Annotated in this window: 23 protein-coding genes and 1 tRNA gene; 6 read left to right on the plus strand and 18 right to left on the minus strand. The window is 40.6% G+C overall.

What is annotated here, in order from left to right; all coding sequences use genetic code 11:
• Positions 1-2: 2 nt before the first annotated feature.
• Genes galK through EQG61_RS00345 form a run of 3 tightly spaced genes read left to right on the plus strand, consistent with a single transcriptional unit; the run spans position 3 to position 3,891 of the window.
• The gene (gene galK, locus EQG61_RS00335) at positions 3-1,175 is read left to right on the plus strand and encodes a galactokinase (protein WP_129459886.1); all 1,173 of its coding nucleotides are present in this window, start codon (positions 3-5) and stop codon (positions 1,173-1,175) included.
• Complete coding sequence (locus EQG61_RS00340) at positions 1,172-2,224, plus strand: UDP-glucose--hexose-1-phosphate uridylyltransferase (RefSeq protein ID WP_129459887.1); 1,053 nt, start codon at positions 1,172-1,174, stop codon at positions 2,222-2,224. Before galK ends, EQG61_RS00340 begins: the two co-directional genes overlap by 4 nt.
• Positions 2,221-3,891, plus strand: a complete 1,671-nt coding sequence (locus tag EQG61_RS00345) for a sodium/sugar symporter (RefSeq protein ID WP_129459888.1) — start codon at positions 2,221-2,223, stop codon at positions 3,889-3,891. The genes EQG61_RS00340 and EQG61_RS00345 overlap by 4 nt, the downstream gene beginning before the upstream one ends.
• On the opposite strand, the gene EQG61_RS00350 is transcribed toward EQG61_RS00345, so the two are convergent.
• From EQG61_RS00350 to mraZ, 16 genes are all read right to left on the minus strand, one after another.
• On the minus strand, positions 3,871-4,710 hold the full coding sequence (locus tag EQG61_RS00350) for a zinc-dependent peptidase (protein WP_129459889.1): 840 nt from the start codon (positions 4,708-4,710) through the stop codon (positions 3,871-3,873). The genes EQG61_RS00345 and EQG61_RS00350 overlap by 21 nt on opposite strands.
• 530 nt (positions 4,711-5,240) lie before the next feature.
• Positions 5,241-5,314, minus strand: a tRNA-Arg gene (locus EQG61_RS00355).
• 13 nt (positions 5,315-5,327) lie between these two features.
• Positions 5,328-5,777, minus strand: a complete 450-nt coding sequence (locus EQG61_RS00360) for a GatB/YqeY domain-containing protein (protein ID WP_129459890.1) — start codon at positions 5,775-5,777, stop codon at positions 5,328-5,330.
• Positions 5,778-5,903: 126 nt separating this feature from the next.
• The gene (gene ftsZ / locus EQG61_RS00365) at positions 5,904-7,937 is read right to left on the minus strand and encodes a cell division protein FtsZ (protein WP_129459891.1); all 2,034 of its coding nucleotides are present in this window, start codon (positions 7,935-7,937) and stop codon (positions 5,904-5,906) included.
• A gap of 38 nt (positions 7,938-7,975) precedes the next feature.
• Positions 7,976-9,385 carry a cell division protein FtsA gene (gene ftsA, locus EQG61_RS00370; protein ID WP_129459892.1) on the minus strand — a complete coding sequence of 470 codons (1,410 nt, stop codon included), beginning with the start codon at positions 9,383-9,385 and terminating at the stop codon, positions 7,976-7,978.
• Between the two features lie 29 nt (positions 9,386-9,414).
• Positions 9,415-10,137 carry a cell division protein FtsQ/DivIB gene (locus EQG61_RS00375; protein ID WP_129459893.1) on the minus strand — a complete coding sequence of 241 codons (723 nt, stop codon included), beginning with the start codon at positions 10,135-10,137 and terminating at the stop codon, positions 9,415-9,417.
• Positions 10,134-11,474: a UDP-N-acetylmuramate--L-alanine ligase gene (murC, locus tag EQG61_RS00380; protein WP_129459894.1), complete on the minus strand. Its 1,341-nt coding sequence runs from the start codon at positions 11,472-11,474 to the stop codon at positions 10,134-10,136. Before murC ends, EQG61_RS00375 begins: the two co-directional genes overlap by 4 nt.
• A gap of 3 nt (positions 11,475-11,477) precedes the next feature.
• Complete coding sequence (gene murG, locus EQG61_RS00385) at positions 11,478-12,569, minus strand: undecaprenyldiphospho-muramoylpentapeptide beta-N-acetylglucosaminyltransferase (RefSeq protein WP_129459895.1); 1,092 nt, start codon at positions 12,567-12,569, stop codon at positions 11,478-11,480.
• A gap of 3 nt (positions 12,570-12,572) precedes the next feature.
• Positions 12,573-13,862, minus strand: coding sequence for an FtsW/RodA/SpoVE family cell cycle protein (locus EQG61_RS00390; RefSeq protein WP_129459896.1), 1,290 nt, complete (start codon positions 13,860-13,862; stop codon positions 12,573-12,575).
• A gap of 51 nt (positions 13,863-13,913) precedes the next feature.
• Positions 13,914-15,248 (minus strand): UDP-N-acetylmuramoyl-L-alanine--D-glutamate ligase, encoded by a 1,335-nt coding sequence (gene murD, locus EQG61_RS00395; protein ID WP_129459897.1) that lies wholly within the window; start codon positions 15,246-15,248, stop codon positions 13,914-13,916.
• A gap of 1 nt (position 15,249) precedes the next feature.
• A complete protein-coding gene (mraY, locus tag EQG61_RS00400) occupies positions 15,250-16,476 on the minus strand; it encodes a phospho-N-acetylmuramoyl-pentapeptide-transferase (RefSeq protein WP_129459898.1) in 1,227 nt (408 codons plus the stop codon).
• 3 nt (positions 16,477-16,479) lie between these two features.
• Positions 16,480-17,940, minus strand: a complete 1,461-nt coding sequence (locus EQG61_RS00405; RefSeq protein ID WP_129459899.1) for a UDP-N-acetylmuramoyl-L-alanyl-D-glutamate--2,6-diaminopimelate ligase — start codon at positions 17,938-17,940, stop codon at positions 16,480-16,482.
• A complete protein-coding gene (locus EQG61_RS00410; RefSeq protein ID WP_129459900.1) occupies positions 17,940-19,955 on the minus strand; it encodes a penicillin-binding protein in 2,016 nt (671 codons plus the stop codon). Before EQG61_RS00410 ends, EQG61_RS00405 begins: the two co-directional genes overlap by 1 nt.
• Complete coding sequence (locus EQG61_RS00415; RefSeq protein WP_129459901.1) at positions 19,946-20,293, minus strand: FtsL-like putative cell division protein; 348 nt, start codon at positions 20,291-20,293, stop codon at positions 19,946-19,948. Before EQG61_RS00415 ends, EQG61_RS00410 begins: the two co-directional genes overlap by 10 nt.
• Positions 20,293-21,189 (minus strand): 16S rRNA (cytosine(1402)-N(4))-methyltransferase RsmH, encoded by an 897-nt coding sequence (gene rsmH, locus EQG61_RS00420; protein ID WP_129459902.1) that lies wholly within the window; start codon positions 21,187-21,189, stop codon positions 20,293-20,295. The genes EQG61_RS00415 and rsmH overlap by 1 nt, the downstream gene beginning before the upstream one ends.
• Positions 21,176-21,649, minus strand: a complete 474-nt coding sequence (mraZ, locus tag EQG61_RS00425) for a division/cell wall cluster transcriptional repressor MraZ (protein ID WP_129459903.1) — start codon at positions 21,647-21,649, stop codon at positions 21,176-21,178. The genes rsmH and mraZ overlap by 14 nt, the downstream gene beginning before the upstream one ends.
• A gap of 396 nt (positions 21,650-22,045) precedes the next feature.
• Here mraZ and EQG61_RS00430 point away from each other — a divergent pair, with 396 nt between their 5' ends.
• Both EQG61_RS00430 and yihA read left to right on the plus strand, forming a co-directional pair.
• Positions 22,046-22,810, plus strand: a complete 765-nt coding sequence (locus EQG61_RS00430; RefSeq protein WP_129459904.1) for an alpha/beta fold hydrolase — start codon at positions 22,046-22,048, stop codon at positions 22,808-22,810.
• Position 22,811: 1 nt separating this feature from the next.
• Positions 22,812-23,423: a ribosome biogenesis GTP-binding protein YihA/YsxC gene (yihA, locus tag EQG61_RS00435; RefSeq protein WP_129459905.1), complete on the plus strand. Its 612-nt coding sequence runs from the start codon at positions 22,812-22,814 to the stop codon at positions 23,421-23,423.
• 32 nt (positions 23,424-23,455) lie between these two features.
• Here the strand turns inward: yihA and gldC are convergent, their stop codons facing one another.
• Positions 23,456-23,794, minus strand: coding sequence for a gliding motility protein GldC (gene gldC, locus EQG61_RS00440; protein WP_129459906.1), 339 nt, complete (start codon positions 23,792-23,794; stop codon positions 23,456-23,458).
• Entirely contained in the window at positions 23,787-24,755 is a 969-nt protein-coding gene (gldB, locus tag EQG61_RS00445; protein ID WP_129459907.1) for a gliding motility lipoprotein GldB, read from the minus strand. The genes gldC and gldB overlap by 8 nt, the downstream gene beginning before the upstream one ends.
• A 188-nt stretch (positions 24,756-24,943) precedes the next feature.
• On the opposite strand from gldB, the gene nadE reads away from it, so the two are divergent.
• Entirely contained in the window at positions 24,944-25,750 is an 807-nt protein-coding gene (gene nadE / locus EQG61_RS00450; RefSeq protein ID WP_129459908.1) for an NAD(+) synthase, read from the plus strand.
• Positions 25,751-25,772 lie beyond the last annotated feature (22 nt).

A 25,772-nucleotide genomic window follows, 5' to 3' on the forward strand; every position in this document is an offset into this window, starting at 1 on the left:
CCATGAAAAAGCAACTCGTGCGTCAAACACGCGACCACTTTCAACAGATTTATCATCAAGCTCCCGAAGCTGTTTTTCTCTCTCCGGGGCGCATCAATATTATTGGAGAACACATCGATTATAACGATGGATTTGTACTTCCAGCTGCCATTAATAAATACGTTTGCTTTGCCCTTAGCAAAACAAACAATTCTACCATTTCCTTTCATGCCAAAGATTTAAACGAATCCTATACGTTATCAACGGAAGACAATTTAGTCCCTGTGGAAACCATGTGGGTGAATTACCTGTTGGGTGTTTTGGACGAACTCAAACGAAGCAATAAAATCGTTTCGGGATTTGAAATGACGTTTAGCAGTACGGTACCTATGGGGTCCGGACTTTCCTCATCGGCTGCTGTGGAGTGTGGTTTCGCTTTTGCGTTAAATTCACTTTTTGACCTTAACCTTTCGCGTCAAGACATTGCGCTGATTGGTCAACAAGCCGAACATCGTTTTGCAGGTGTAAAATGCGGGATTATGGATCAATTTGCTTCAGTATTTGGCAAAAAAAATAAAGTCATCAAACTCGACTGCACAACCCTTGATTACACCTATTACGATGCTCATTTGGGCGACTATAGCTTACTGCTTTTGGATAGTTGTGTGAAACATACCCACCTTACCTCTGGCTATAATGACCGTCGAAATGAAGTAGAAGTAGGTTTGAAAATGATCCAATCGCATTATCCTGAAGTAAGCACTTTTCGCGATTGTTCGTTGGATATGATCGAAAATCTAAAATCCGAATTGGGTGAAATCATCTACAAACGATGTCATTTTGTAGTCAAAGAAATTGCACGGGTTGACGTGGCTGCCCAAGCCTTAAACAATCATCACTATTCGTTGTTGGGACAAACCATGACCGAAACACATTGGGGTTTATCTAACGAATATGAAGTGAGTTGCCCCGAAATTGATTTTTTAGTGGAAACGATTCTAAAAAAAGAAGGCGTTTTGGGTGCTCGAATGATGGGAGGCGGATTTGGAGGTTGTTCCATTAATTTGGTCCCAAAAGAAAAAGAAAAAGAAATTATAGCCCAAATGAAAACCGCTTATTTTGAGCAATTTGGGATTACTTTAAACTATTATCCTATCAAAATTTCGAAAGGAACTACAAAATACGAAAAAGCATGATGCAGTTTGACCGCAATGACCACCCGCACCGTCGCTATAACCCATTGCTAGGGGAATGGATATTGGTTTCTCCGCAACGGGCAAAACGTCCGTGGCAAGGGCAAAAAGAAACGCCTGTAACCGTTACCTTACCCTCACACGATCCCGAATGTTATTTGTGTGCGGGAAATGTTCGCGCCAACGGAATTGCAAACCCAAATTATAGTGATTGCTATGTGTTTGACAACGATTTTGCGGCATTGTTAAATGACGAAGTGGCATTTACCCAACCTGAATCCAATTTCTTTACATTGCAACCCGAACGCGGGATCAATCGAGTGGTTTGTTTTTCTCCAAATCATAGTTTGACGTTAGCTGAAATGGATGTCCTTTCCATTGAAAAAGTGATTACAACTTGGCAAGATGAGTACCAAACCTTAGGGCAATTGGATTATATCAATGCTGTTCAAATTTTTGAAAATAAAGGCAGTGTTATGGGGTGTAGTAATCCGCATCCCCATGGACAGATTTGGGCTCAATCATCGCTTCCCACATTAGTCGCTAAAACACACAACCATTTATTGCAGTATTACCAACAACACGGAAGTACTTTGTTGTCCGATTATGTTAACGCCGAACTCCAAGCGAAGGAACGAATTGTGTTTGAAAATAATCATTTTGTTATCGTAGTTCCTTTTTGGGCGACATGGCCGTATGAAACGTTATTAATTTCTAAGCGTTCGATGGCGCATCTATTAGAACTTACTAAGGATGAAAAAGCGGCTTTTGCTGAAGCAATTCAAGCAATTACCGTGAAATACGATAACCTTTTTGAAATACCTTTCCCCTATTCGGCAGGAATTCATCAAGCGCCCACCGATGGTAACGATCATCCTGAATGGCACCTACACATGCATTTTTATCCACCCTTATTGCGTAGTGCTTCGGTCAAAAAATTTATGGTAGGCTATGAAATGTTGGCTGAAGCCCAACGCGACATTACTCCCGAACAAAGTGCCGCAGTTTTGCGTGACTTATCCCTTCAACACTATAAAACCCGCACGTTATGAAAACCTTAGCGACCCAAGATTATATTGTCTTCTTCCTGTATTTTGTCATCATTGTTGGCTACGGGTTATTTATTTATAGAAAAAAGAAAAAAACAGAAGTTGATAGTAAAGATTATTTCTTGGCCGAAGGTTCGCTGACCTGGTGGGCCATTGGTGCTTCATTAATCGCGAGTAACATCAGTGCCGAGCAATTTATCGGCATGAGTGGTAGTGGTTTTAAAATGGGCTTGGCTATTGCTACGTACGAATGGATGTCGGCACTAACCTTGATCATCGTGGCTGTGTTTTTTATTCCGGTCTATTTAAAGAATAAAATCTACACCATGCCCCAGTATTTAAATCAACGTTACAACGGGCAAGTTGCCATGATCATGTCGGTGTTCTGGTTGTTATTGTATGTCTTGGTCAATCTCACTTCGATTTTGTATTTGGGTGCTTTGGCCATCAGTAGTATATCGGGTTTAAACCTAACTCTATGCATGGTTTTTCTAGCTGTATTTGCGTTGATGATTACGTTGGGAGGCATGAAAGTCATTGGTTATACGGATGTGATTCAAGTTTTCTTCTTGATTTTAGGCGGATTGGTGACCACGTATTTGGCATTGAAATTGGTGGCCGAACAATTTGGTTCAACGGGGGTGATAGAAGGATTTTCACTAATGAAAAACAATGCTTCCGACCATTTCCACATGATATTTGATAAAACCAATCCCAACTATATGGACCTTCCCGGGTTATCGGTTTTAATTGGGGGGATGCTTATTATCAATTTGAATTATTGGGGCTGTAACCAATACATCACGCAACGGGCTTTGGGAGCCGACTTAAAAACAGCGCGTGGCGGAATTTTATTTGCTGCCTTTTTAAAACTTTTAATGCCCATTATTGTGGTTATTCCGGGGATAGCGGCTTATGTATTGTATCAAAAAGGGTATTTTGGCGCTGAGTTGATGCAAGACGGCAGTTTGAATCCCGATCGGGCTTATCCTACCTTATTGAACTTACTCCCTGTTGGTTTAAAAGGTTTGTCTTTTGCAGCATTAACCGCGGCTATTGTCGCTTCATTAGCAGGAAAAGCCAACAGTATTGCGACCATTTTTACCTTGGATGTTTATAATAAAAACCGAACCGAACCCGCATCGGAAGCACAATTGGTTAAAGTAGGCAAGCAAGTTGTTGTTGCCGCTTTGCTAATCGCTATTATTGTAGCCCCATTGTTAGGCATTGATAAAAAAGGAGGATTCCAATACATTCAAGAATACACGGGCTTTGTGAGTCCGGGCATCTTTGCCATGTTTATTTTGGGCTTTTTCTGGAAAAAAACCACCTCCAATGCGGCATTATTTGCTACGATTGGCGGATTCCTTCTTTCCCTGGGTTTCAAATTCTTACCCAGCATGGTGAATTTAGAATTCCTTTACAGCACGGGCTTTGCTGTTCCTAATGCGGAGGGAATTTATGAAATACCGTTTGTTGATCGTATGGGCTTTGTATTCTTAATTTGTGTTGTAGGAATGGCTGCCATTAGCCTTTATGAACACAAAAAAGGAGTGCCAACCAATGGTTTAGAAATCGATGCTACTTTATTCAAAACGACCCCATCCTTTACCGTTTGGAGTTTGATTATTTTAGGAATTTTAGCGGCTTTATATACGATTTTCTGGTAATTGAAGCGCGTGAGCACTATTGAGCATCCGACTTACTTTTTTAAAAAGATTAGGGAACTTTGCTCTAAATTCGTTTGGGGTTTCATAATAATGTTCGATAACCACCGCTAGAAACTCGTATTCATTGGTAAACGCATATTCCCGAAAATACTTGGATTCCACGATTTGATGTTGGACATTAGGGTGTTTTACAAATTCCATCAAAGCATCAAAATGTCGTTTAAATACGGAGGCTGTTGTATTCCCTTCTTGATAGGCGTTACGTTGCAGTACATGGGTAAATTCGTGAATTCCCAAATTGAGGTTGTCATTTTCAATAGAATGTCCTTCGAGTAAATCCGCCCAAGAAAAGACTACAGCACGTATTCCTGGATTAAACTCGCCTTTATGGTATTGTTCGGTAATATTGGAATAATAGACTTCAGGATAGACAATGACTCGTTCGAACACATCGGCAAGATAATCCCGAAATCCGAAAGTCAGCATCACATACGTGCCTGCGACTAACATTCGAACTTCCTCGGTAATTTCGAAATCCCTTCCATGAAATTCATATACTTCCAGAAAATGCGCCACGCGATGTTCAAATTCGATACGCCGTTTGGGCGATAAGCGTCGGTAAAACGAAAAATAGTGGTGCAATAAACTGGACTGTGAAAGGGAAAGTTTTTTGGTTTTCCAACGAAAGGGAATGCGCAATGGACGACCAAAAAGAGAGGCTAAAAAATAATCTAGAATATTGATGAAAAAATAAAAAATGAGTACGGCAAAAACCAGTACGATCATTAACAAAAGTAAAATTGCGATAACTTCTCCCATGTGCAGGTAAAATCCAAAGATAGGGAAATGGATTGGTAAAGCAGTACAATAAAAAATTTAGAATTCAAGAATGGGATTCAACTTCGTTGTTCCCTCAAAGCTCCGCTTTGAAAATAAAACGACTGAAAAGAAATTTTAAAATAAATCCAATACCACGAATGGGATTCAACTTCGTTGTTCCCTCAAAGCTCCGCTTTGAAAATAAAACAGCTGGAAAGAAATTTTAAAACGAATCCAATACCACGAAGGGGATTCAACTTCGTTGATCCCTCAAAGTTCCGCTTTGAAAATAAAACGACTGGAAAAAAATTTTAAAACGAATCCAATACCACGAAGGGGATTCAACTTCGTTGTTCCCTCAAAGCTCCGCTTTGAAAATAAAACAGCTGGAAAGAAATTTTAAAACGAATCCAATACCACGAATGGGATTCAACTTCGTTGATCCCTCAAAGCTCCGCTTTGAAAATAAAACGACTGAAAAGAAATTTTAAAATAAATTTTAATTTCTTTTCAGTCGTTTTATTTATTCGTGACCGCGGAGGGATTCGAACCCCCAACCCTCAGAGCCGAAATCTGATATTCTATCCAGTTGAACTACGCAGCCAATAATTGTATGCTTAAGCTAAAAGCTTTTTCACAATAGTAGAAATCGTTTTGCCATCGGTTTGACCTGCTAAGGCTTTTGAAGCAATACCCATCACCTGACCCATTGCGGCCATTCCTGAAAATCCGTTTTCAGCGATGATTTGTGCAACGGCAGCTTCAACATCAGCTTCACTCATTTGCGCAGGTAAAAACTTTTCAATTACAGCAACTTGAGCTAATTCCGGATCAGCCAAATCGGCACGACCTTGTTCCGTATAAATGGCAGCACTGTCTTTACGTTGCTTCACCAATTTTTGTAATAACTTAATCTCATCCTCTGGCGCTAAAGTATCCGAGGCACCTGCTTCGGTTTTCGCTAAAATGATACCTGATTTAATGGCACGCAAAGCTTCTAAAGCTACGGTATCTTTAGCACGCATCGCGTTTTTCATTTCGTCCATAATTTGGGTTTCCAAACTCATCGTCTTCAGAATTAAAGGATTAGTATACTAGTTTTCGCTTTTGCGATTTTTAGTGTGCCAAAGGTAAAAAAATAACCCGAAAGAAACAATTTCTTCCGGGTTACCCATCTTTAATTAACTTATGATTTAATCTACATTATCGTGTAAGAATGAATTGTTGGAACGCAATTGAATGTCATCATTGCTGTCTGTTCCTAAAGACATTCTGGACTGGTTATTAAAGTTGGCTGTATTATCCAAATCCACTCCCATACGTTTGTATGCTGGTTCTTTTTCCAACTCATCTACACGTGAGGGATTGTTGTGGAATTTATAATTGAAATCTTTTAATTTTCTGCGACGTTCATCTGCACGCATTTTCAAAGTCTCTTCAATACTCATTTCTACAGGCGAAATGTCATCTGAAGCAAACGTTGTATATTTCGGTTGTGCAGGTTCTGCCGCAACTTTGGTAGAGAAATTCAATTCTTCATCGATTTTCTCTTCTACCTTCGCTTCAGCAACTACAGGTTTAGCCGAGCCTAACAGTTCGTTTTCAATTTCCATATACTCTTCTAAAGAGTAACGAATTACGCCGTTATCAACCTCTGTAACCGGCACAAATTCTACGTGCTCATTTACTTTGATATTACGGGTTTCTTCTGTTAAATCAAAAACAATTTTATGGTCTTCTTGTGCTACAGGTGCAATCGGTTCGTTCACGGGTAAGTCAAACGTGAAAGTTGGTTGAACTTCCTCACGGAACGTCACTTGTTGCGGTTCATTCACAAAAATATCATTCACTACGGGTGTCGCTGTTGGTGCTGCTACTGGAGTAACAGGTGCCGCAGCAACGGGTGCTGAAAATGAAAAATCTAAATCTTTGATTGGTGATACGATTTCAAAAGTTACATCCAAATTACGGATAAACTCATTCATCGGAATCAACTCGTTTTCATTAATCGTAGGCGTCGTGAAAGCCACAGGTGCTTCATCTTCCAACAATTCAAAAACCACTTTTTCTTCTACAGCAGGAACTTCAACTACTGGAGCTACAAAAGTTGCTTCTACGGGAGTTTCGATACGATTTTCGAAAACTTCAACGGGTTTCTGACTCAAGTCGCGCACCAAACGTTGTTCATCTTCTAACGAGTGGATGATTTTACGTGGTTCTGTATTTACGATTTCCGCTTGTTGATCCGTTGTAAATCCGGTAGCAATAATAGTAACGGCAATCGCCTCACCTAAGGATTCGTCTTCACCAACCCCCATGATGATGTTCGCGTTATAACCCGCTTCCGTTTGGATATGGTCGTTGATTTCTCCGATCTCGTCAATCGTGATTTCGCTAGAACCTGAAACGATAAGCAACAATACGTTTTTAGCTCCGTTGATTTTATTATCATTTAAAAGTGGCGAATCCAACGCAGAAATAATCGCGTCTTTGGCTCTGTTTTCACCCACAGCTGTCGCCGATCCCATGATGGCAGTACCGCTATTAGATAAAACCGTCTTCGCATCTTTTAAGTCGATATTTTGTGTATAGTGGTGCGTAATAACTTCAGCAATACCACGAGAGGCTGTAGACAAAACCTCGTCTGCTTTGGAGAAACCGGCTTTAAATCCTAAGTTTCCATAGACTTCACGCAATTTATTGTTGTTGATCACAATCAAGGAATCCACTTGCTTACGCAAACGTTCTACCCCTGCCATTGCTTGTTCGGAGCGAACTTTTCCTTCAAATTGGAAGGGAATGGTTACAATACCAACCGTAAGAATATCGCGCTCTTTCGCCAATTGAGCAATCACTGGCGCTGCACCGGTTCCTGTTCCACCACCCATACCGGCAGTAATGAACACCATTTTGGTATTGCTGTCCAACATTTTTTCAATCTCAGCGATACTTTCGATAGCGGATTGTTGGCCCACTTCTGGATTGGCTCCTGCACCTAATCCTTCTGTCAAGCCTACGCCCAACTGAATTTTATTAGGTACTGCGCTGTTTTGTAATGCCTGTGCATCAGTATTACAAATCACGAAGTCTACTCCTTTGATACCTTGCTTGAACATGTGATTGATCGCGTTGCTTCCGCCGCCACCTACACCGATAACTTTTATAACATTTGATTGGTTTTTAGGCAAATCAAATGAGATGCTTCCAAATTCTGAGTTGCTCATCATACGATTTTGGTTTTGTTTGATATTGTGTTTTTGTCTACTTATTCTACGTTGTCTAAGAAATCTTTAATTTTATCTACATACCGATCGAAGAATGATCTGCGAATCGTACTTTCTGTAGTAATGGGTTCGTTCACTTGAGCTTTGGGCGTTTCTTGAACCACGGGCTCTTGTGGAATGGCAGGTTCGTCAAAAATCTGAACCGGCTGTGGTGTTACAGGTTGCTGATACACCGGTTGTGCAACGGGTTGAGGCACCTGTAATTCAATTTTGTAAGCGCTTTGTGTATTATTGGCTACACTATTCATCACCAAGCCAACAGCAGTGGCGTACATCGGACTCGAAATTTCTTCACTAGAGTTGCCCGCTAAATGCTCGTTAGGATAGCCTAAACGGGTATCGATGCCGGTAATGTATTCCACCAATTGTTTGATGTGTTTTAATTGTGATCCTCCACCCGTTAATACAATTCCTGCAATTAACTTTTTTCTCGGATTTTCATGACCATAGGCTTTGATTTCGGCAAACACTTGCTCGATAATTTCAACCACACGCGCATGAATAATTTTCGAAAGGTTTTTCAACGAAATTTCTTTCGGATCACGTCCACGAACACCCGGAATCGAAACAATTTCATTGTCTTTATTTTCACCAGGCCACGCTGAACCAAATTTTACTTTTAGCAATTCGGCTTGTTTTTCGATAATCGAACAACCTTCTTTGATATCTTCTGTAATAACATTCCCTCCAAAAGGAATTACCGCTGTGTGACGAATGATACCGTCTTTAAAGATGGCTAAGTCTGTCGTTCCACCCCCGATATCAATTAATGCTACTCCGGCCTCTTTTTCTTCTTGACTTAAAACCGCATCAGCAGAAGCTAAAGGTTCCAATGTCAAACCCGACAATTCAATGCCTGAACTTTGTACACATCGTCCAATGTTACGGATGGAAGAAGCTTGACCAACTACTACGTGAAAGCTCGCTTCTAATCGTCCACCATACATCCCGATGGGTTCTTTGATATCCGATTGACCGTCGATTTTGAATTCTTGAGGTAACACATGGATAATCTCTTCTCCAGGTAACATCGCCAGTTTACTTACTTGGTCAATTAACAATTGAATGTCTTTCTCCCCAATTACTTCTTCTGGATTACTGCGAATCAAATAATCGGTATGTTGAATACTACGAATATGTTGGCCCGCAATACCCACTACAACATCATTGATCTTGTAGCCTGAATTTTCTTCGGCCTCCAACACCGCTTGTTGAATGGATTGGATGGTTTGGGTAATGTTATTTACCACACCACGCGAAACCCCCAAACTCTTGGCTTTACCAACGCCTAAGATTTCTAGTTTCCCATATTCGTTTTTCTTTCCGATCATGGTTACAATCTTGGTTGTTCCAATGTCTAATCCAACGGCAATGTTTTCTTTCTGGTTCATAGTTTCAAAAATTGACACTTTCTGTTTGTTTATCGGGTGCATACCACTTGTTTTGTAAAACGTAAGTTGATGCGTTTGTATTTATTAATTGTACTGTCTAGAACTGCTTTTTGATAAAACGCCTTGTAATTTTTAAACTTCCGATCGATTCGAATCATTTTCCCGAATTCGATGGTATAGTTGAAATTACGACTGGTCAATTCCAAACTTTCATCATCCAACACTTTCACTCCCACAATATTCTTTTTCAAGAAATCATCTTTGTGAATTTGTTTTAAAACTTGAGTCAGCCTGGGAAGCATTTTTTTTGTTAATGAACCAACAACCAAAGGCACGCGAGCCGTATGATTATCTGACAAAGGCATTTCTTTGCCGGTTTGGTCAATGTAAAAAGAACGACTTTCCCCAAAATAGCGCGCTACGGGTGTGCGCGGTATCACTTCCGCCCGTAAAACGCCGTCAACACTCACGTAAACCTCTGATTTCTCAATCATTGGATTTTGGTTGACAGAAGACTCCAATTTATCCAAATTTAACTGCTCTAAACGAATGCTTCGCAGGTCTGTTTTATTTTCTATTAACAATTTATTAACCGTTTCCTGGCGGACAAAATTGGCGTTTTCACCCACAAAAACCACCTCCGTTTTTTTGAGGGTTCGCTGCCCATTTCGCACTTGTGCAAAAGCATACAAAAACCCCGCCAATCCTAGGATAAGCAGCAATCGAATGTTTGTCCAAGTCAAGATTTTCATCGCAAAGCTTTTTTAATTTCAGGCACCATTTCTCCAATATCACCAGCCCCTATGGTTACAATAACTGGCGCGTCGTTTTCCACTAATGTTTGAATCAATTGATCCTTTGCTATTAAACGCACATTCGGGTTGGTCATTTTACGCATTAACCATGTCGAATTCACCCCTTCCACTGGAAGTTCGCGAGCGGGATAAATCTCCAACAAAAGCACTTCATCAAACTGGGACAAACTGGCCGCAAATCCGTCAACAAAATCCTTTGTTCGGCTAAATAAATGCGGTTGAAAAACAGCAGTAACTTTTTTCCCAGGATACAATTCACGTACGGCTTGATACACTGCATTGATTTCTGTGGGATGATGGGCATAATCATCGATATATACTTTCGCATCGGTTTTGATTTGATACGAAAATCGACGTTGCACGCCTTGAAATGAAGCCAAAGCTTTAGCAATGGAACCGGTTGGGGTGCCGTACGTGTAAGCCATTGCTAAAGCGGTTAAGGCATTCATTAAATTGTGGTGCCCGGGTAATCCAAAGGCAATATTTTGCAAGGTTCCTGTCGGAGTTTTTACATCAAAGACATAGGCACTGTTTTCAATACGTATGTTATGCGCAACAAAATCAGCGTCTTCATCTATGGCCAAAGTAGTCCCGTCAAGCGGCAATCCTTTGGGAATAAACAAATGTTTTTTATCGGTTACTTTGGCAGCAAATTCGCGAAACGATTCCTCGATAGCAGTCGCATCGCCATAAATATCCAAATGATCGGCATCCATCGAAGTGACACACGCCAAATCGGGATGCAAATGCAAAAAGGAACGGTCAAATTCATCGGCTTCCACCACCGATATGGTTTTCCCTTGTCCGATTAAATTGGAATGATAATTTTCTACTATTCCGCCCAAAAAAGCAGTTACATCGGCCCCACTTTCGTATAAGATATGACCGAGAATACTGGAAGTTGTCGTTTTACCATGGGTTCCCGCCACTGCAAAACAGTAAGTGTCTTGGGTGATAATTCCCAATACTTCTGCTCGCTTTTTAATCGCATAACCTTGTTCCAACAAATAATTCCATTCCGAATGATTTTTGGGTATGGCTGGTGTAATGACTACCAAGGTGTTTTCTTGGGTATAGTCTGCTGGAATAGCTGCAATCGAATCTTCAAAATGAATGGTCATGCCGCCCGCAATCAATTCGTCCGTCAACATGGTCGGCGTTTTATCATAACCAGCTACATTCTTCCCGATAAATTGGAAATAGCGCGCCAGGGCACTCATTCCGATGCCACCGATTCCGATAAAATAGACATTTTGAATTTGATTCAGATTCATTTTTTAACGCATTAATTTTACGATTTCATCCACTATATCGCGAGTGGCATGGGGTTTTCCCAATTGCTTCATCGCAGTACTTAATTGTTTTTGTAAGCCTTCATTTTTCAACAAATCAGCAAAAGTAGCTTCAAACTTCTCCTCCAATTCTGCTTCTTTCAACAACAAGGCTCCGCCTTTGTCCACAATGGCTTTGGCGTTTTTGGTTTGATGATCTTCGGCCACATTGGGCGACGGAATAAAAACGGTTGGTTTTCCCACCAAACACAATTCAGACACCGAAGAAGCTCCAGCTCTTGAAATGACCACATCAGCTGCAGCATAAATCAAATCCATGCGGTCAATAAAAGCTGTTACCTGCACATTGGGCTTTTCATTCAAGTGTTGGTATTCTTCGAAATATAATTTCCCGCATTGCCAAAACACTTGCACACCTTGTTCCAACAAAAAATCAAGTTCTTTGGCGATCAATTGATTGATGCGACGCGCCCCCAAACTTCCACCCAAAACCAATAGCGTTTTTTTGGTAGGATCCAACTTAAAATAAGTCTGTCCTTCTTCGCGTTTGTGGGATAAATCAAGTAAATCTTGCCGTACAGGATTCCCCGTAAAAACAATTTTTTCTTTGGGAAAAAAGCGCTCTAAATTTTCATAAGCGACACAAATTGCATTCGCCTTTTTACTCAACAATTTATTGGTAATTCCGGGATAGGAATTTTGTTCTTGTACTACTGTTGGGATTCCTTTGCTATTGGCCACTTGCAATAAGGGTCCGCTAGCAAAACCTCCCGTTCCAATGACCACATCGGGTTGAAACTGGCGGATGATGCGACGTGATTTCCATAAACTGCTCAACAATTTGAATGGAAACATCATGTTTTGGAGCGTCAATTTACGCTGCAATCCGGCAATCCACAAGCCTTCTATGGGATAACCTGCTTGGGGCACTTTTTGCATTTCCATTTTATCTTGAGCACCCACAAACAAAAATTCCGCATCGGGAAAACGTTGCTTTAACTCGTTGGCAATAGCAATCGCGGGATAGATATGTCCACCCGTTCCGCCGCCACTTAAAATGAATTTATGCTTTTTCATGGTTTACTTATTTAACACCGCATTCATCGGATTATCCTCTTCATTTTCTTCATTGGCTGCAGCCAACTCCGCTTCCTCTTCCTCTTTGATTTGTTTATCGATTAATCGCTGTAAGGCTTCATCGCGACGTTTTTTATCTTCTTCTTCTGCAGCGATTTCTTCCTCTTTTTTGGTGACACTTAAAATAATTCCAATCGCGATACACGTCATCCAAACCGAACTCCCTCCCGAACTAATTAACGGTAAGGTTTGTCCCGTCACGGGCAATAATTCTACCGCAACTGCCATATTTATTAATGCTTGAAAAACGATAGGGAATCCCAAGCCGATGACGACTAGTTTTCCAAACAACGTATTGGCTTTGTGTGAAGCAATTACAAATCGAAACAATAGCAGGATATAGAAAAACAATACGGATAATCCGCCCACCAAACCATATTCTTCAACGATAATGGCGTAAATAAAATCGGATGACGATTGGGGTAAAAAGTTTTTCTGTACACTTTTCCCCGGACCCAATCCGTAGATTCTACCAGAGGCAATGGCAATTTTTGCTTTTTCAATTTGGTAATCGTCTTCATCGGGTTTATCGGACGTGAAATTTTCAATCCGACTCTTCCAGGTATCCACACGGTTAGGGAAAGCTTTCGGAAAGGCAACCACCAAGAGTATAAAGAAGGCTGCTGCTGCTACCGCCAATCCTAAAATCATGGCTATATATTGCAATGGATATTTTCCAATAAAGGCAATCATAATCACCATAGAAAATATCAAGGCAGCGGTAGAAAAGTTGGCCGGAAATATCAACCCCAATGTAATAAATACGGGAAGCCAAAGTTCGAACAACGAATTTTTAAACGTTAGTGGCGTCTCCCGTGTTTTCGACAAATAGCGGGCCACAAAGACATACAACACAATGGCTGCCAATGTTGATGTTTGAAACGAAACGCCGATAAACGGAATTTGGATCCAACGACTGGCATTGGCTCCTTCAATCACCGTCCCTTTTACCAAGGTATACAACAACAACGCCCAAACTATGGGAAGGGCAATGCGGGACAATCCTCGAAAATAATGGTACGGTACTTTATGAACTTTATATATGATGAAAAATCCAATCGAGATGTGTAAGGCGTGTTTGATTAAATAGGTCAAAGCATTCCCCGAACCGTGACGCATATACGCTAGGTTGCTACTCGCACTAAACACCGGCATAAATGAAAATACCGCCAAGAAGGCCACTAAGGCCCAAATGACTTTATCTCCATGTAAACTGCTGATTAGCTTTTTCATTTTTTAATTTAAAATTTAGAGTTTAGAATTTAGAATTACTATTCTTAAAATCTATAAATTTCTTACGGCGTCTTTAAATTGACGACCTCGGTCTTCGTAGTTTTCGAACAAGTCAAAACTCGCACATGCTGGAGACAACAAAACGGTATCGCCTTTTTCAGCAATATGTTTGGCGGTATTGACTGCATCGCGCATATTGTCAACTTCAACCATCATGTCTACGATATTTCCGAAGGCATCGATGATTTTTTTATTATCCACCCCTAAACAGATAATCGCTTTTACTTTTTCATTCACCAAAGCCATCAACTCGGTGTAGTCGTTTCCTTTATCGACACCTCCGACAATCCAAACTGTAGGCGTTGTCATACTTTCTAATGCGAAGAAAGTAGCATTCACATTAGTGGCCTTACTGTCGTTGATGTACTGCACATTTTGAATTTTCAACACTTTTTCCAAACGGTGTTCTACCCCTTGAAAGTTGGATAAACTCTCGCGAATCGTTTGTTTGCGAATACGCATCAATTGCGCCACCGAAGTCGCAGCCATCGCATTCTTCAAATTGTGTTTTCCTTCTAAAGAAATTTGAGCAGTTTCCATCATGAACTCCTCTTGATTAATGTTGATCTCCATAGTTTTGTCGTTTAGGTAGGCTCCTTCTTGCATTACTTCTGTAATTGAAAAAGGAATTTGTTTTGCTTTGATTTTATTATTGTTGAGCCAATTGCGAATGGCTTCGTCGTCATTGTCATAAATGAGGAAATCCTCCTCGGTTTGATTCATCGTGATTCGGAATTTAGATGCGATGTAATTTTCATATTTGTATTCATAGCGATCCAAATGGTCCGGACTGATGTTGGTGATGATGGCAATGTGCGGTTTGTAATGCACAATTCCATCCAACTGGAAACTACTTAACTCCAACACATAGCAGTCGTAGTTTTCTTCAGCCACTTGCCAAGCGAAACTCTTACCGATGTTTCCGCCGAGTCCGACATTCAACCCGCCTTCTTTTAATAAATGGTAGGTTAACATCGTTGTGGTGGTTTTCCCGTTGCTTCCCGTAATTCCGATGGTTATTGCATCCGTAAAGGGGTAGGCAAACTCGATTTCAGAGATTACCGGAATTCCTTTTTCTACCAACTTCTTTACGATGGGCGCTTTGTCTGGGATGCCCGGACTTTTCATTACCACATCGGCGTTTAGAATCAAGTCTTCCGTGTGTTGGTTATCTTCCCACGGAATGTTGTATTGTGTAAGAACGTCTTGATAATTTTGTTTGATGGCTCCGAAATCCGATACAAAAACTTCGTATCCTTTCTTTTGCCCTAGTATGGCAGTTCCCACGCCACTTTCACCGCCCCCCAACACTACGAGTCGTTTCATCTTAGCGTAATTTTAAGGTTACAATGGCTACAATGGCCAACATAATCGTCACAATCCAAAAGCGGGTTACGATTTTACTTTCGTGGTATCCCTTTTTCTGATAATGGTGGTGCAACGGTGACATCAAGAAAATGCGCCGCCCTTCGCCAAAGCGTTTTTTGGTGTATTTGAAATAGGAAACTTGTAAGATTACAGAAGCACTTTCGGCAAAGAAAATTGCACACAATACGGGCAACAACATTTCTTTACGAACAGAAATAGCCAAAACCGCAATGATTCCACCAATGGTCAAACTTCCGGTATCGCCCATAAATACTGAAGCGGGATAGGAATTGTACCACAGGAATCCAACCAATGACCCAACAAATGCAGCGATAAAGACGGTCATTTCCCCCGAATTCGGAATGTACATTACATTCAAATAGCTGGATAAAATGATGTTCCCCGAGATGAAGGCAAATATTCCAAGTGCCAGCACCGATATTGCTGAAGTTCCAGCAGCCAATCCATCGATTCCGTCGGTTAAATTGGCGCCATTGGACACCGCTGTAATGATAAAAATTACAATTGGAATGAATACCAACCACGCCCACTTGTGGTAATCGTCGGTAAACGGTTTTAAGATCTGTGCATATTCCAATTCGTTATTTTTCACAAATGGAATTGTCGTTGTCGTTGATTTTATCTCTTTCGCTTGCTCTGAAATCACACTTTGTGACTGATTGAAAGTAATGGGAGTTGTCGATTTTTCGCGAACGGTCACCCCAGGGTGGAAGTATAACACTGACCCTACAATTAAACCCAATCCGACTTGACCGATAACTTTAAAAATTCCTTTTAAACCTTGTTTGTCTTTTTTGAAAATTTTGATGTAATCGTCAATAAATCCAATCGTTCCCATCCACAAGGTGGTTACAATTAAAAGAATGACATAAATATTGTTCAACTTGGTAAACAAAAGCACCGGAATAAGTGTGGCAATAATGATGATTAAACCACCCATAGTTGGCGTTCCCGCTTTTTGTGTTTGTCCTTCTAAACCCAACTCACGAATGGTTTCACCCACTTGTTGATTGCGCAAGAAATTGATGATTTTTTTACCATAAATGGTCGAAATCATTAAAGACAAAATCAACGCCATCGCCGATCGAAAGGTGATATATTGAAACACACCGGCTCCTGGGAAGTCGAAATGCTTATCGAGATAGTCAAACAAATAGTAGAGCATGGTTTATTTATTTAATAGTTCGAGTAATTCTTTTACAATTTGCATGTCGTCAAAATCATGACGCACACCGTTTATTTCTTGATAGGTTTCATGGCCTTTTCCCGCAATCAGGATAATGTCATTGGCTTGTGCCATTTGACAAGCGGTTTTTATCGCTTGTTTACGATCCAAAATAGAAACCGTTTTTTTGAAATTCTGGGGTTCGACACCCGCTTCCATCTCCACTAAAATCTGTGCAGGATCTTCGGTACGTGGATTATCCGAAGTGAAAATCACTTTGTCACTTAATTCAGATGCGATTTGCGCCATCACCGGACGTTTGGTTTTATCGCGATCACCACCACAACCCACAACGGTAATCAGTTGTTCGTTTTTGGTTCGGATATCAGCAATTGTTTTTAAGACATTTTCCAATGCATCGGGTGTATGGGCATAATCGACAATGGCGGTGATTTTTTCTTTGGAAACAATAAATTGAAAACGACCCGATACACTTTCCAATTCGGACAGTAAGCGCAACGCTTCCATTTTTTCCAAACCTAACTCAATCGCTACTCCATAAATGGCCAATAAATTATAGGCATTGAACGAACCGATTAATTTCACCCAAACTTCGTTATCGTTCACTTTCAACAACAAACCCGACAATTGGTTTTCTAAAATTTGCGCTTTATAATCGGCCATCGATTTCAAAGCATAGGTCAGTTTACGTGCCGATGTATTTTGCAACATCACGGGGCCGTTTTTGTCGTCGTTATTGGTTAAAGCAAATGCGGTTTTGGGCAAATGATCGAAAAACGATTTTTTTACATCGCGGTATTCGGCAAATGTGGCGTGGTAATCCAAATGATCGTGGGATAAATTGGTGAATACTCCGCCTTCAAACACCAAACCTTCAGTGCGTTTTTGGTGTACCCCGTGCGAACTCACTTCCATAAAGCAGAATTCACATCCTATTTCGGTCATTTCATTCAAATAATAATTGATGGTCAACGAATCTGGTGTGGTGTGTGTGGCTTTGTACTCGATATCATCCACCATTATTTTTACGGTAGAAAGCAATCCTACTTTGTAACCCGCTTTTTTGAACATTTGGTACAACAAGGAAGCGATAGTGGTTTTCCCATTCGTTCCCGTTACACCCACTAATTTTAACTTTGACGAAGGATTTCCGTAGAAATTATTCGCCATAAAGGCTAAGGCTGCATTGGTATCTGCCACTTGGACATAGGTCACACCCTCTTTGATATCCGCTGGTAATGCATCACAAACTACTGTTGTGGCACCCAATTGGATGGCTTTTTCAATAAAATCATGTCCGTTGGAAACCGAACCACGGATGGCTACAAAAGCGTCATTTGCTTCAATTTTTCTAGAATCAAATTCGATTTTGGCCACGGCTTTATCGGTCGATCCGTGAACCGACTCCAGCGCTACTTTATATAATAAATCGCGTAATTGCATTAGGATAATTCTAGTGTAATTAGTGTATTCTTTCTGAGTGCTTCTCCTTGTTTAACCGATTGGGTTTTTACCTTCCCTGAACCCGTTACTTTAACTTTCATTCCCATATTTTCCAAAAGGGAAACAGCATCCATTCCGGGCATTCCTTTTACATTCGGCATGGTATTTTTGGCCTTGTGCAATTGGGTGTAATACTTATGGTAACTCGACTCTTGCACGGGGATTTTCTTGTCTACATTTTTCACTTCATTGGTGGAAGGGGCATCCGTAAAAATCTTTTGCGCAATTCGTTTGAATACGGGTCCGGCCACATCCGCTCCATAGTAATTGTTATTGGAGGTGTTGGGTTTATGAACAACAACAATGCACGAGTATTTCGGATTATCCGCAGGGAAGAAACCTACAAACGACGAAATGTAATGTTTATCGTTACCGTCATTTTTTCCATAATTGGCTTGTGCAGTTCCCGTTTTTCCTGCCATTGAAAAATCTTTGGAATACAATTTTGATCCTGTTCCGCGTTTCACCACGTTTTCCATTACTGCTTTTAACTTTTTGATGGTAGCGTCCGAACAGATTTTGGGATTAATTACTTCCTTGTTGTATTTTTTAATGGTGTTGTTCCACTCTTTAATTTCTGACACAAAAAGCGGCTTGATCATTTCACCGTTATTGGCAATGGCATTGTATAGTGTTAGGGTTTGCAAGGGTGTCACGGAAACGCCATACCCAAAGGCCATCCATGGCAAGGAAATCGCACTCCACTCGCCTTTTTTTCCAGGTTGTGGAATAATCGGAACTCCTTCTCCTTTAAAGGGTAACCCTAATGGTTTATTCAAGCCCATACGATCAATACGATCTACAAATTGTTTGGGATTATTTTTATAATTTTCATAAACAGCTTGAACGAGAACCGTATTGGATGACACTTCAAATCCGCGCCCCAAAGAAATCTTTCCATAACCACCCTCATGGGAATCGCGCACTTTACTCCCGTGATAAGAAATTATACCTCCGTGACTGTCATATACCTGACTCGTATCTACTTTTTGATCATCCAAAAGAGCGATCATGTCAATGAGTTTGAAGGTCGATCCCGGTTCATGGGATTCCGCAACAGCATAGTTGATGGTCTCGTAATAGTTCCCTGATTTTTCATCCAAACCTAAATTGGAAATCGCACGTACATAACCTGTTTTGGTTTCCATTACCACCACACAACCGTGTTCGGCACCGTATTCTTCCAACTGCTTTAATAAGGCATGGTGAGCAATATCTTGAATGAATACATCGATGGTGGAGATTACATCGTAACCATCGCGCGGTTCTTTTTCATTTTCATCGCGAATGGGTTTCCATTGCCCTTTTGCGATTTTTTGTTTTAAAATCTGTCCGTCTTCACCTTTCAGGTATTTCCCGAAAGCGCCTTCAATTCCGATTTTACGTACCGTTCCGTCTTCAAGAACGCGCTCATACCCGATGGTACGTTCTGCAATTTTTCCAATAGGATGTTCACGCACCGTATGTTGGTCCACGATAATCCCGCCCTTGTACGCCCCTTTATTGAAAAGCGGCATATTTTTCACTTCCACATATTGTGTATAGGTCAAATCATCAGCGATTAACAAGTAGCGGTTTTTATTGGCGCGGGCTTTACGCAGCACATCTTGATAATGGTAAGCGGGTTTACCAAACATTTTGGAAAGTGCTTTGGAGAGATCCCCTAAATTTTCTTCAAAATCCGATTGTTTGGGAGCTACCGCATCAAAACGAATGGTATAATTGGGAATGGATGTTGCCAACAAACTCCCGTCAGCGGAATAGATATTTCCTTTATTGGCGGGAATTACAAAGGTTTTTACAGTGCGTTCTTTGGCCAATTTTCGGTAATACTCGCCTTCTACCCATTGGATATTGGTGAGTTTCACGGCAATAGCTAAGGCAATAAAGAAGATGCCCACAGCCGTCAGGTAGGTACGGTACGAAAGCGCTTTATCTTTATCTTCTACTCCCATAATTTGGCAAAAAATCCTTTTTCTTCTTTTTGTTTAACGGTTATTTTCTGAGGTGGCACTTGTGAAGGATAGATTTGTCGTGTTTCCATTTTTTTAGAAACCGTAGATTCCATACGTAACTTCATCAATTGAGAACGGCGATCCACAAAACGGGAACGCAATTCTTTCACCTCATTATTCAATTCGGCTATGCGAAAAACCTTTTGTTCATAGCGGTGTGTATTGGCAATCATGATAATGGCCAACAGTATAAGAAACAGAATAAAGCGCCAGTTTTTGGTGGCATCTTCATTCACTAGAAAACGTGCTTTTAAAACACTGTAAACCCCTTGTTTCATTAATTTTTCTCTGCTATTCGCAATTTGGCACTTCGAGCGCGGTTATTTATTTTTATTTCCTCTTCCGAGGGCACTATCAATTTCCCAATGTTTTTGAATGGAACGCTGAAATTCCCGAAGAAATCGCGTTCAGGCTCACCTTCAAACATGCCATTCTTCACAAAGCGTTTCACCAACCGATCTTCCAAGGAATGGTAGGAAATCACACTCAAGCGTCCACCCGGATTTAACAGTTCATTGGTTTGTTCCAAAAACTCTTTCAACACTTCCATTTCTTGGTTCACTTCGATGCGAATGGCTTGATAGATTTGAGCTAAAATTTTATTACTCAAGTGACCTGGCAAGTATTTAGCCAATACCACTTTTAATTCTTCGGTAGTTTGAATTGGCTTTTTGGAACGCGCTTCTACGATGGTGCGCGCCAAAGCAGGAGCCTGTTTCAATTCGCCATAATCCAAAAACATCTGTTTCAAAGCCACGTCGTCGTATTCATTGATGACACGATAGGCATCCAATTCGTTTTGTTGACTCATGCGCATATCGAGTTTGGCTTCAAATCGGGTTGAAAATCCGCGCTCTGGCACATCAAACTGATGGGATGAAACCCCTAAGTCTGCCAAAATCCCATCAACTTTTCGCACGCCGTGAAAACGGAGAAAGCGCTTGATGTAGCGAAAATTCTCTTGAATGAGTGTAAATCGATCGTCGTCAATAGCATTCGCCCAAGCATCTTCATCCTGATCAAAAGCAAACAGCTTTCCATGAGGACCGAGACGTCTTAGGATTTCTTTGGAATGGCCGCCACCTCCGAAGGTAACATCCACATAAATTCCATCCGATTTGATATTGAGACCGTCAACTGTTTCTTTCAGCAATACTGGGTTATGATATTCCATTGTCATCGTCGTTTACATTTCCCATTACATCTTCGGCCAAATCTGCAAAGTCAACGACAGAATCATCAATTGCTTTTTCGTATAAGTCTTTATCCCAAATTTCAATGATATTGACCGCTGAGGACAGTACCACATCTTTAGAAATTTGAGCAAAAGTGGTGAGGTCTTTGGGGACTAATAAGCGGCCCAAGTTGTCGATTTCTACCACTTTTACCCCCGCCGTAAAGCGTCGGATGAAGTCGTTATTTTTCTTTACAAATCGGTTAAGCTTATTGATTTTTTGCATCATTTGATTCCATTCTGCCATCGGATACAATTCCAGACAAGGCTGAAATACCGAGCGCTTCAGCACGAAACCGTCCTGAAGAGAGGCCGTCAGTTGCTTTTTCAAAGGCGCGGGCATGAGAAGCCGTCCTTTGGCATCAACTTTACACTCGTATGTACCGATTAATGAATTCAAAATGGGTATTCGATATTGGTTTGAGCAAAAATATAAAACTTTTTACCACATTTTACCACATTCTACCACTTTGTTGATAAGTTTTACCACTTCATTCGCAAATGCTTAGCCGTTAACCCACTTTTGATTTTTAACTATTTTTAGGAACTGTGGAAAAAGTTTGAAAATCGTAAATCAAATCGTGCATTTTATCGAGATTGAATTCATTTTTCTTATCATTTTAACAAAAATCGAATTCAAATTATTTTCGAAACCACTTGACTATCGGTGGGTTAGCATTTCCAAACAAGAAAACAAGCTTATTCACAGTGGTTTGTTCTTAAATTATAAAAGGCGACTCGCGTTATTGTTTTGAAAAAACTATATTTGTAACAACTCAAAAACACAGCATTCACTATGGATGTAAGCGCAAAAAAAGAAGGAAAATACCAGTATTACGAAGCAGGAGAAGGCACACCAATTGTCGTGTTGCACGGCTTAATGGGCGGCTTGAGCAATTTTCAAGCTGTTGCCGATCATTTCTCCAACAATGGCTACAAAGTGGTCATTCCCGAATTGCCATTGTACACCCAAAACATTTTAAAAACCAATGTAAAAGCGTTTGCGAAATACGTCAAAGACTTTATCACCTACAAAGGTTTTGACCGTGTAATCTTACTCGGGAATTCCTTGGGCGGACATATCGCTTTGTACCATACGAAAATGTATCCTGAAAAGGTGGCCGGACTCGTCATCACAGGTAGTTCGGGGTTGTATGAAAGCGCCATGGGCGACAGTTACCCAAAACGAGGTGATTACGAATACATTCGCAAAAAAACAGAAGATGTGTTTTTCGACCCAAAAATGGCAACCCAAGAATTGGTAGATGAAGTGTTTGGTATTGTGAATGACCGAATCAAGGTTTTGAAAACATTGACTATCGCTAAAAGTGCCATTCGCCATAACATGGGGAAAGATTTGCCCAAAATGCACGTGAAAACCTGTATTATTTGGGGAAAAAATGACCGTGTAACGCCTCCTGAAGTTGCCGAAGAATTCCACAAATTAATGCCGAATTCCGACTTGTATTGGATTGATCAATGTGGTCATGCGGCAATGATGGAACGTCCAGAAGAATTTAATCAGCATTTGGAAACCTGGCTGAAAAAAGAACATTTATAATATGAAAGTTACCTCAGCCGAATTCATCATCAGCAACTCTGTAGTGAGCAAATGTCCGCAAGAACCCTTGCCGGAATATGCTTTTATTGGGCGTTCTAACGTAGGGAAATCCTCGTTGATTAATATGCTGACGAACCATAAGAATTTGGCCAAAACCTCTGGAAAACCCGGAAAAACACAATTAATCAACCACTTTAAAATCAACCACAACTGGTTTTTGGTGGACTTACCCGGCTATGGTTATGCTCGCGTATCCAAATCGGCTAAAGAAACCTTTCAAAAATTCATTACCGATTATTTTGAAAAACGTGAACAATTGGTTTGTGCTTTTGTATTGATTGACGTCCGACTCGAAGCCCAGAAAATCGACTTGGAATTCATCAATTACTTAGGGGAAAGTGGTGTTCCTTTTTGTATGATCTTTACTAAAGCCGACAAACTTACCCGCGTGAAAGCTGAATCGAATGTAGCGGCCTATCGCAAAAAATTATTGGCCAACAATTGGGAAGAAATGCCACCCTATTTCATCACTTCCTCAGAAAGTGGTGTTGGGCGTGACGAATTGCTTACATATATTGACCAAATCAACGAAGAAGTTAGAAAAACATTATAAAAAAAAATCCGGAGCATTACACTCCGGTTTTTTTAGGCTTTTAAATTTAATTTTTCAGCAAAGAAATCGGTGAAATCCCGCATGGTATCTGCCATCTTATCATCTTGCGTCGCCCGTTGATAGGTGTCGGCCAAGGCCACTAAGGTTTGATGAAAAAACACTTTCATTTCATCAACAGGCATGTCTTTTGTCCACAAATCAATACGTAACGTTTCTTTTTGTTGGTTATCCCAAATGGATAACAACACTGCTTTGGCTTGGGCTTCACGAACACCACCGTCTTCGGCGGTCCAACTCAAATTCTCCGGAATTCGGTTTTCATCGAGTTCGACATTAATTTTTATTTCTGAGGTAAAGGTATTTTTACTCATTTTTCTTGGGTTTGTATTTTGAGCCTTCAAAGATACGATGTGCATCCATAGCCAACAATTCTTTGGGCGTTACTTTTTCATTATTTTCCACAAAAGAACGAATGATTTGCCATCCCACCCATTGCCCGATACGTCCCGGCGTTTCGTTATCGATTTCCAAATAGAACTTTGAAAACGGAGCCATATTGACAAAGCGATTGGCTAATTTTGAATCGGTGCTGTATAAATACTTATTTACAATAAAATTCTCCCAAACGTAGCCTTCGTTTTCTTGACAAAATTTCAATTGTTCGGGGGTATACCCCATTTTTTCAGCATCGGTATAGCTAGGAATCAAAAGGTCTTTCAAATACATTTCTTTCCCTGCATCAATCATTTGACTGATAAAATCATCGTGCTTGGAGCGCGGAATTACGGTAAATCCGATGGCAGCCACCACATCGGGCATCATTTGTCGGGGCTCAAAATTTTCACGGATATATTTATCTATCCCTGTATAAAACTTATGGTTTTTCCCGAGATACATTTCCAATGCAATCACCAATTCATTGTTGATATAAATCGCCTTGGCCATGTGGTCCATACTTCCAATACAGGTGTAAATTGTGGGCTCTTTTACCTTTGGAAAATAATATTTTACATGTTTAAAAATATCTTCGATTTCGGTTTGCTCCGAACTGAAATCCTTGTATTTGGCTTCAACTTCTTGATAAAGCGCCTGCCAATCTTTATTTTTCAATTTATTCACCCAAACAGAATCCGGAATATCACTAGGAAAAAACTTTGGATAGGTCGCTTTTACTTTTGCTAAGTCATTGGGATTAGTTTCAAAAAAAGCCTGTTCAAAACGAACCAATTTCATATTTACGGGAATCGCTTCAACCTCTTTTTCAATTTTTGATTTCTGATCACAACTCCAAAACAGAATTACAGCAACACAAAAGCCTAATACTCTTTTCATTAAGTAAATTTTAATTTTTCGTTAGTAAATAAAACCTTACCTTCGTTTTGTTCGTATATAATTGAAACGTTCTAAAATGGTTAATTTCTTTGTCAATTAATAAAAAACGAAGAAGTGTGATTATTCGTATAAATTAATATTTTTGCAAATATACGTTAGTTAAAACACTTTTCGGTATAACACAACAAATGACAAAAATTAGCACACTTCGAGTGGCCCAAGTGAATGAGCACATTGTTTCCTGGCTCAAATCCTATGCTGAAAAAGCAAACGTTCAAGGATTTGTGATCGGAATTTCGGGCGGCGTTGATTCAGCCGTAACCTCAACACTTTGTGCGCAAACGGGATTGCCTACTTTATGTGTAGAAATGCCAATCCACCAAGCCAGCAGCCAAGTAAGTCGTGCGCAGGAACACATTGCACAATTGATGCAACGCTATCCGAATGTTTCGGAAACGCGCGTGGACCTCACCCCCATTTTTGAAAGTTTTAAAAAGGAAGTACCCCAAAGTGGTGATGAGAAAGCCTACTTCTTATCATTAGCCAATACCCGGGCACGACTTCGAATGACTACTTTGTATTATTTAGCAGGCATCCACGGCCGTTTGGTCGCAGGAACCGGTAACAAAGTAGAAGATTTTGGCGTCGGGTTTTACACCAAATACGGTGACGGGGGCGTGGATGTGAGTCCGATCGCCGATTTGATGAAAAGTGACGTATATGCACTTGGAAAGTTTTTAAACATTCCTGAATCAATTCAGCTGGCCGCTCCTACGGATGGATTGTTTGGGGACAACCGAACCGATGAAGATCAGTTAGGTGCCAGCTATGATGAATTGGAATGGGCAATGCTCGAAGATGCACAAGGCCGGCAAGCTGAAGAATTTGAAGGAAGACAACGCGAAGTTTTTGCGATTTACAAACGCTTAAACCGAGCCAACAAACACAAGATGGACCCTATACCCGTGTGTTTGATTCCCGACGAGTTCCGATGAGACGAATCTTCAACGTTTAAAG

Origin of the sequence: Flavobacterium stagni (assembly GCF_004122105.1) — a bacterium.
GTDB classification, from domain to species: Bacteria; Bacteroidota; Bacteroidia; order Flavobacteriales; family Flavobacteriaceae; genus Flavobacterium; species Flavobacterium stagni.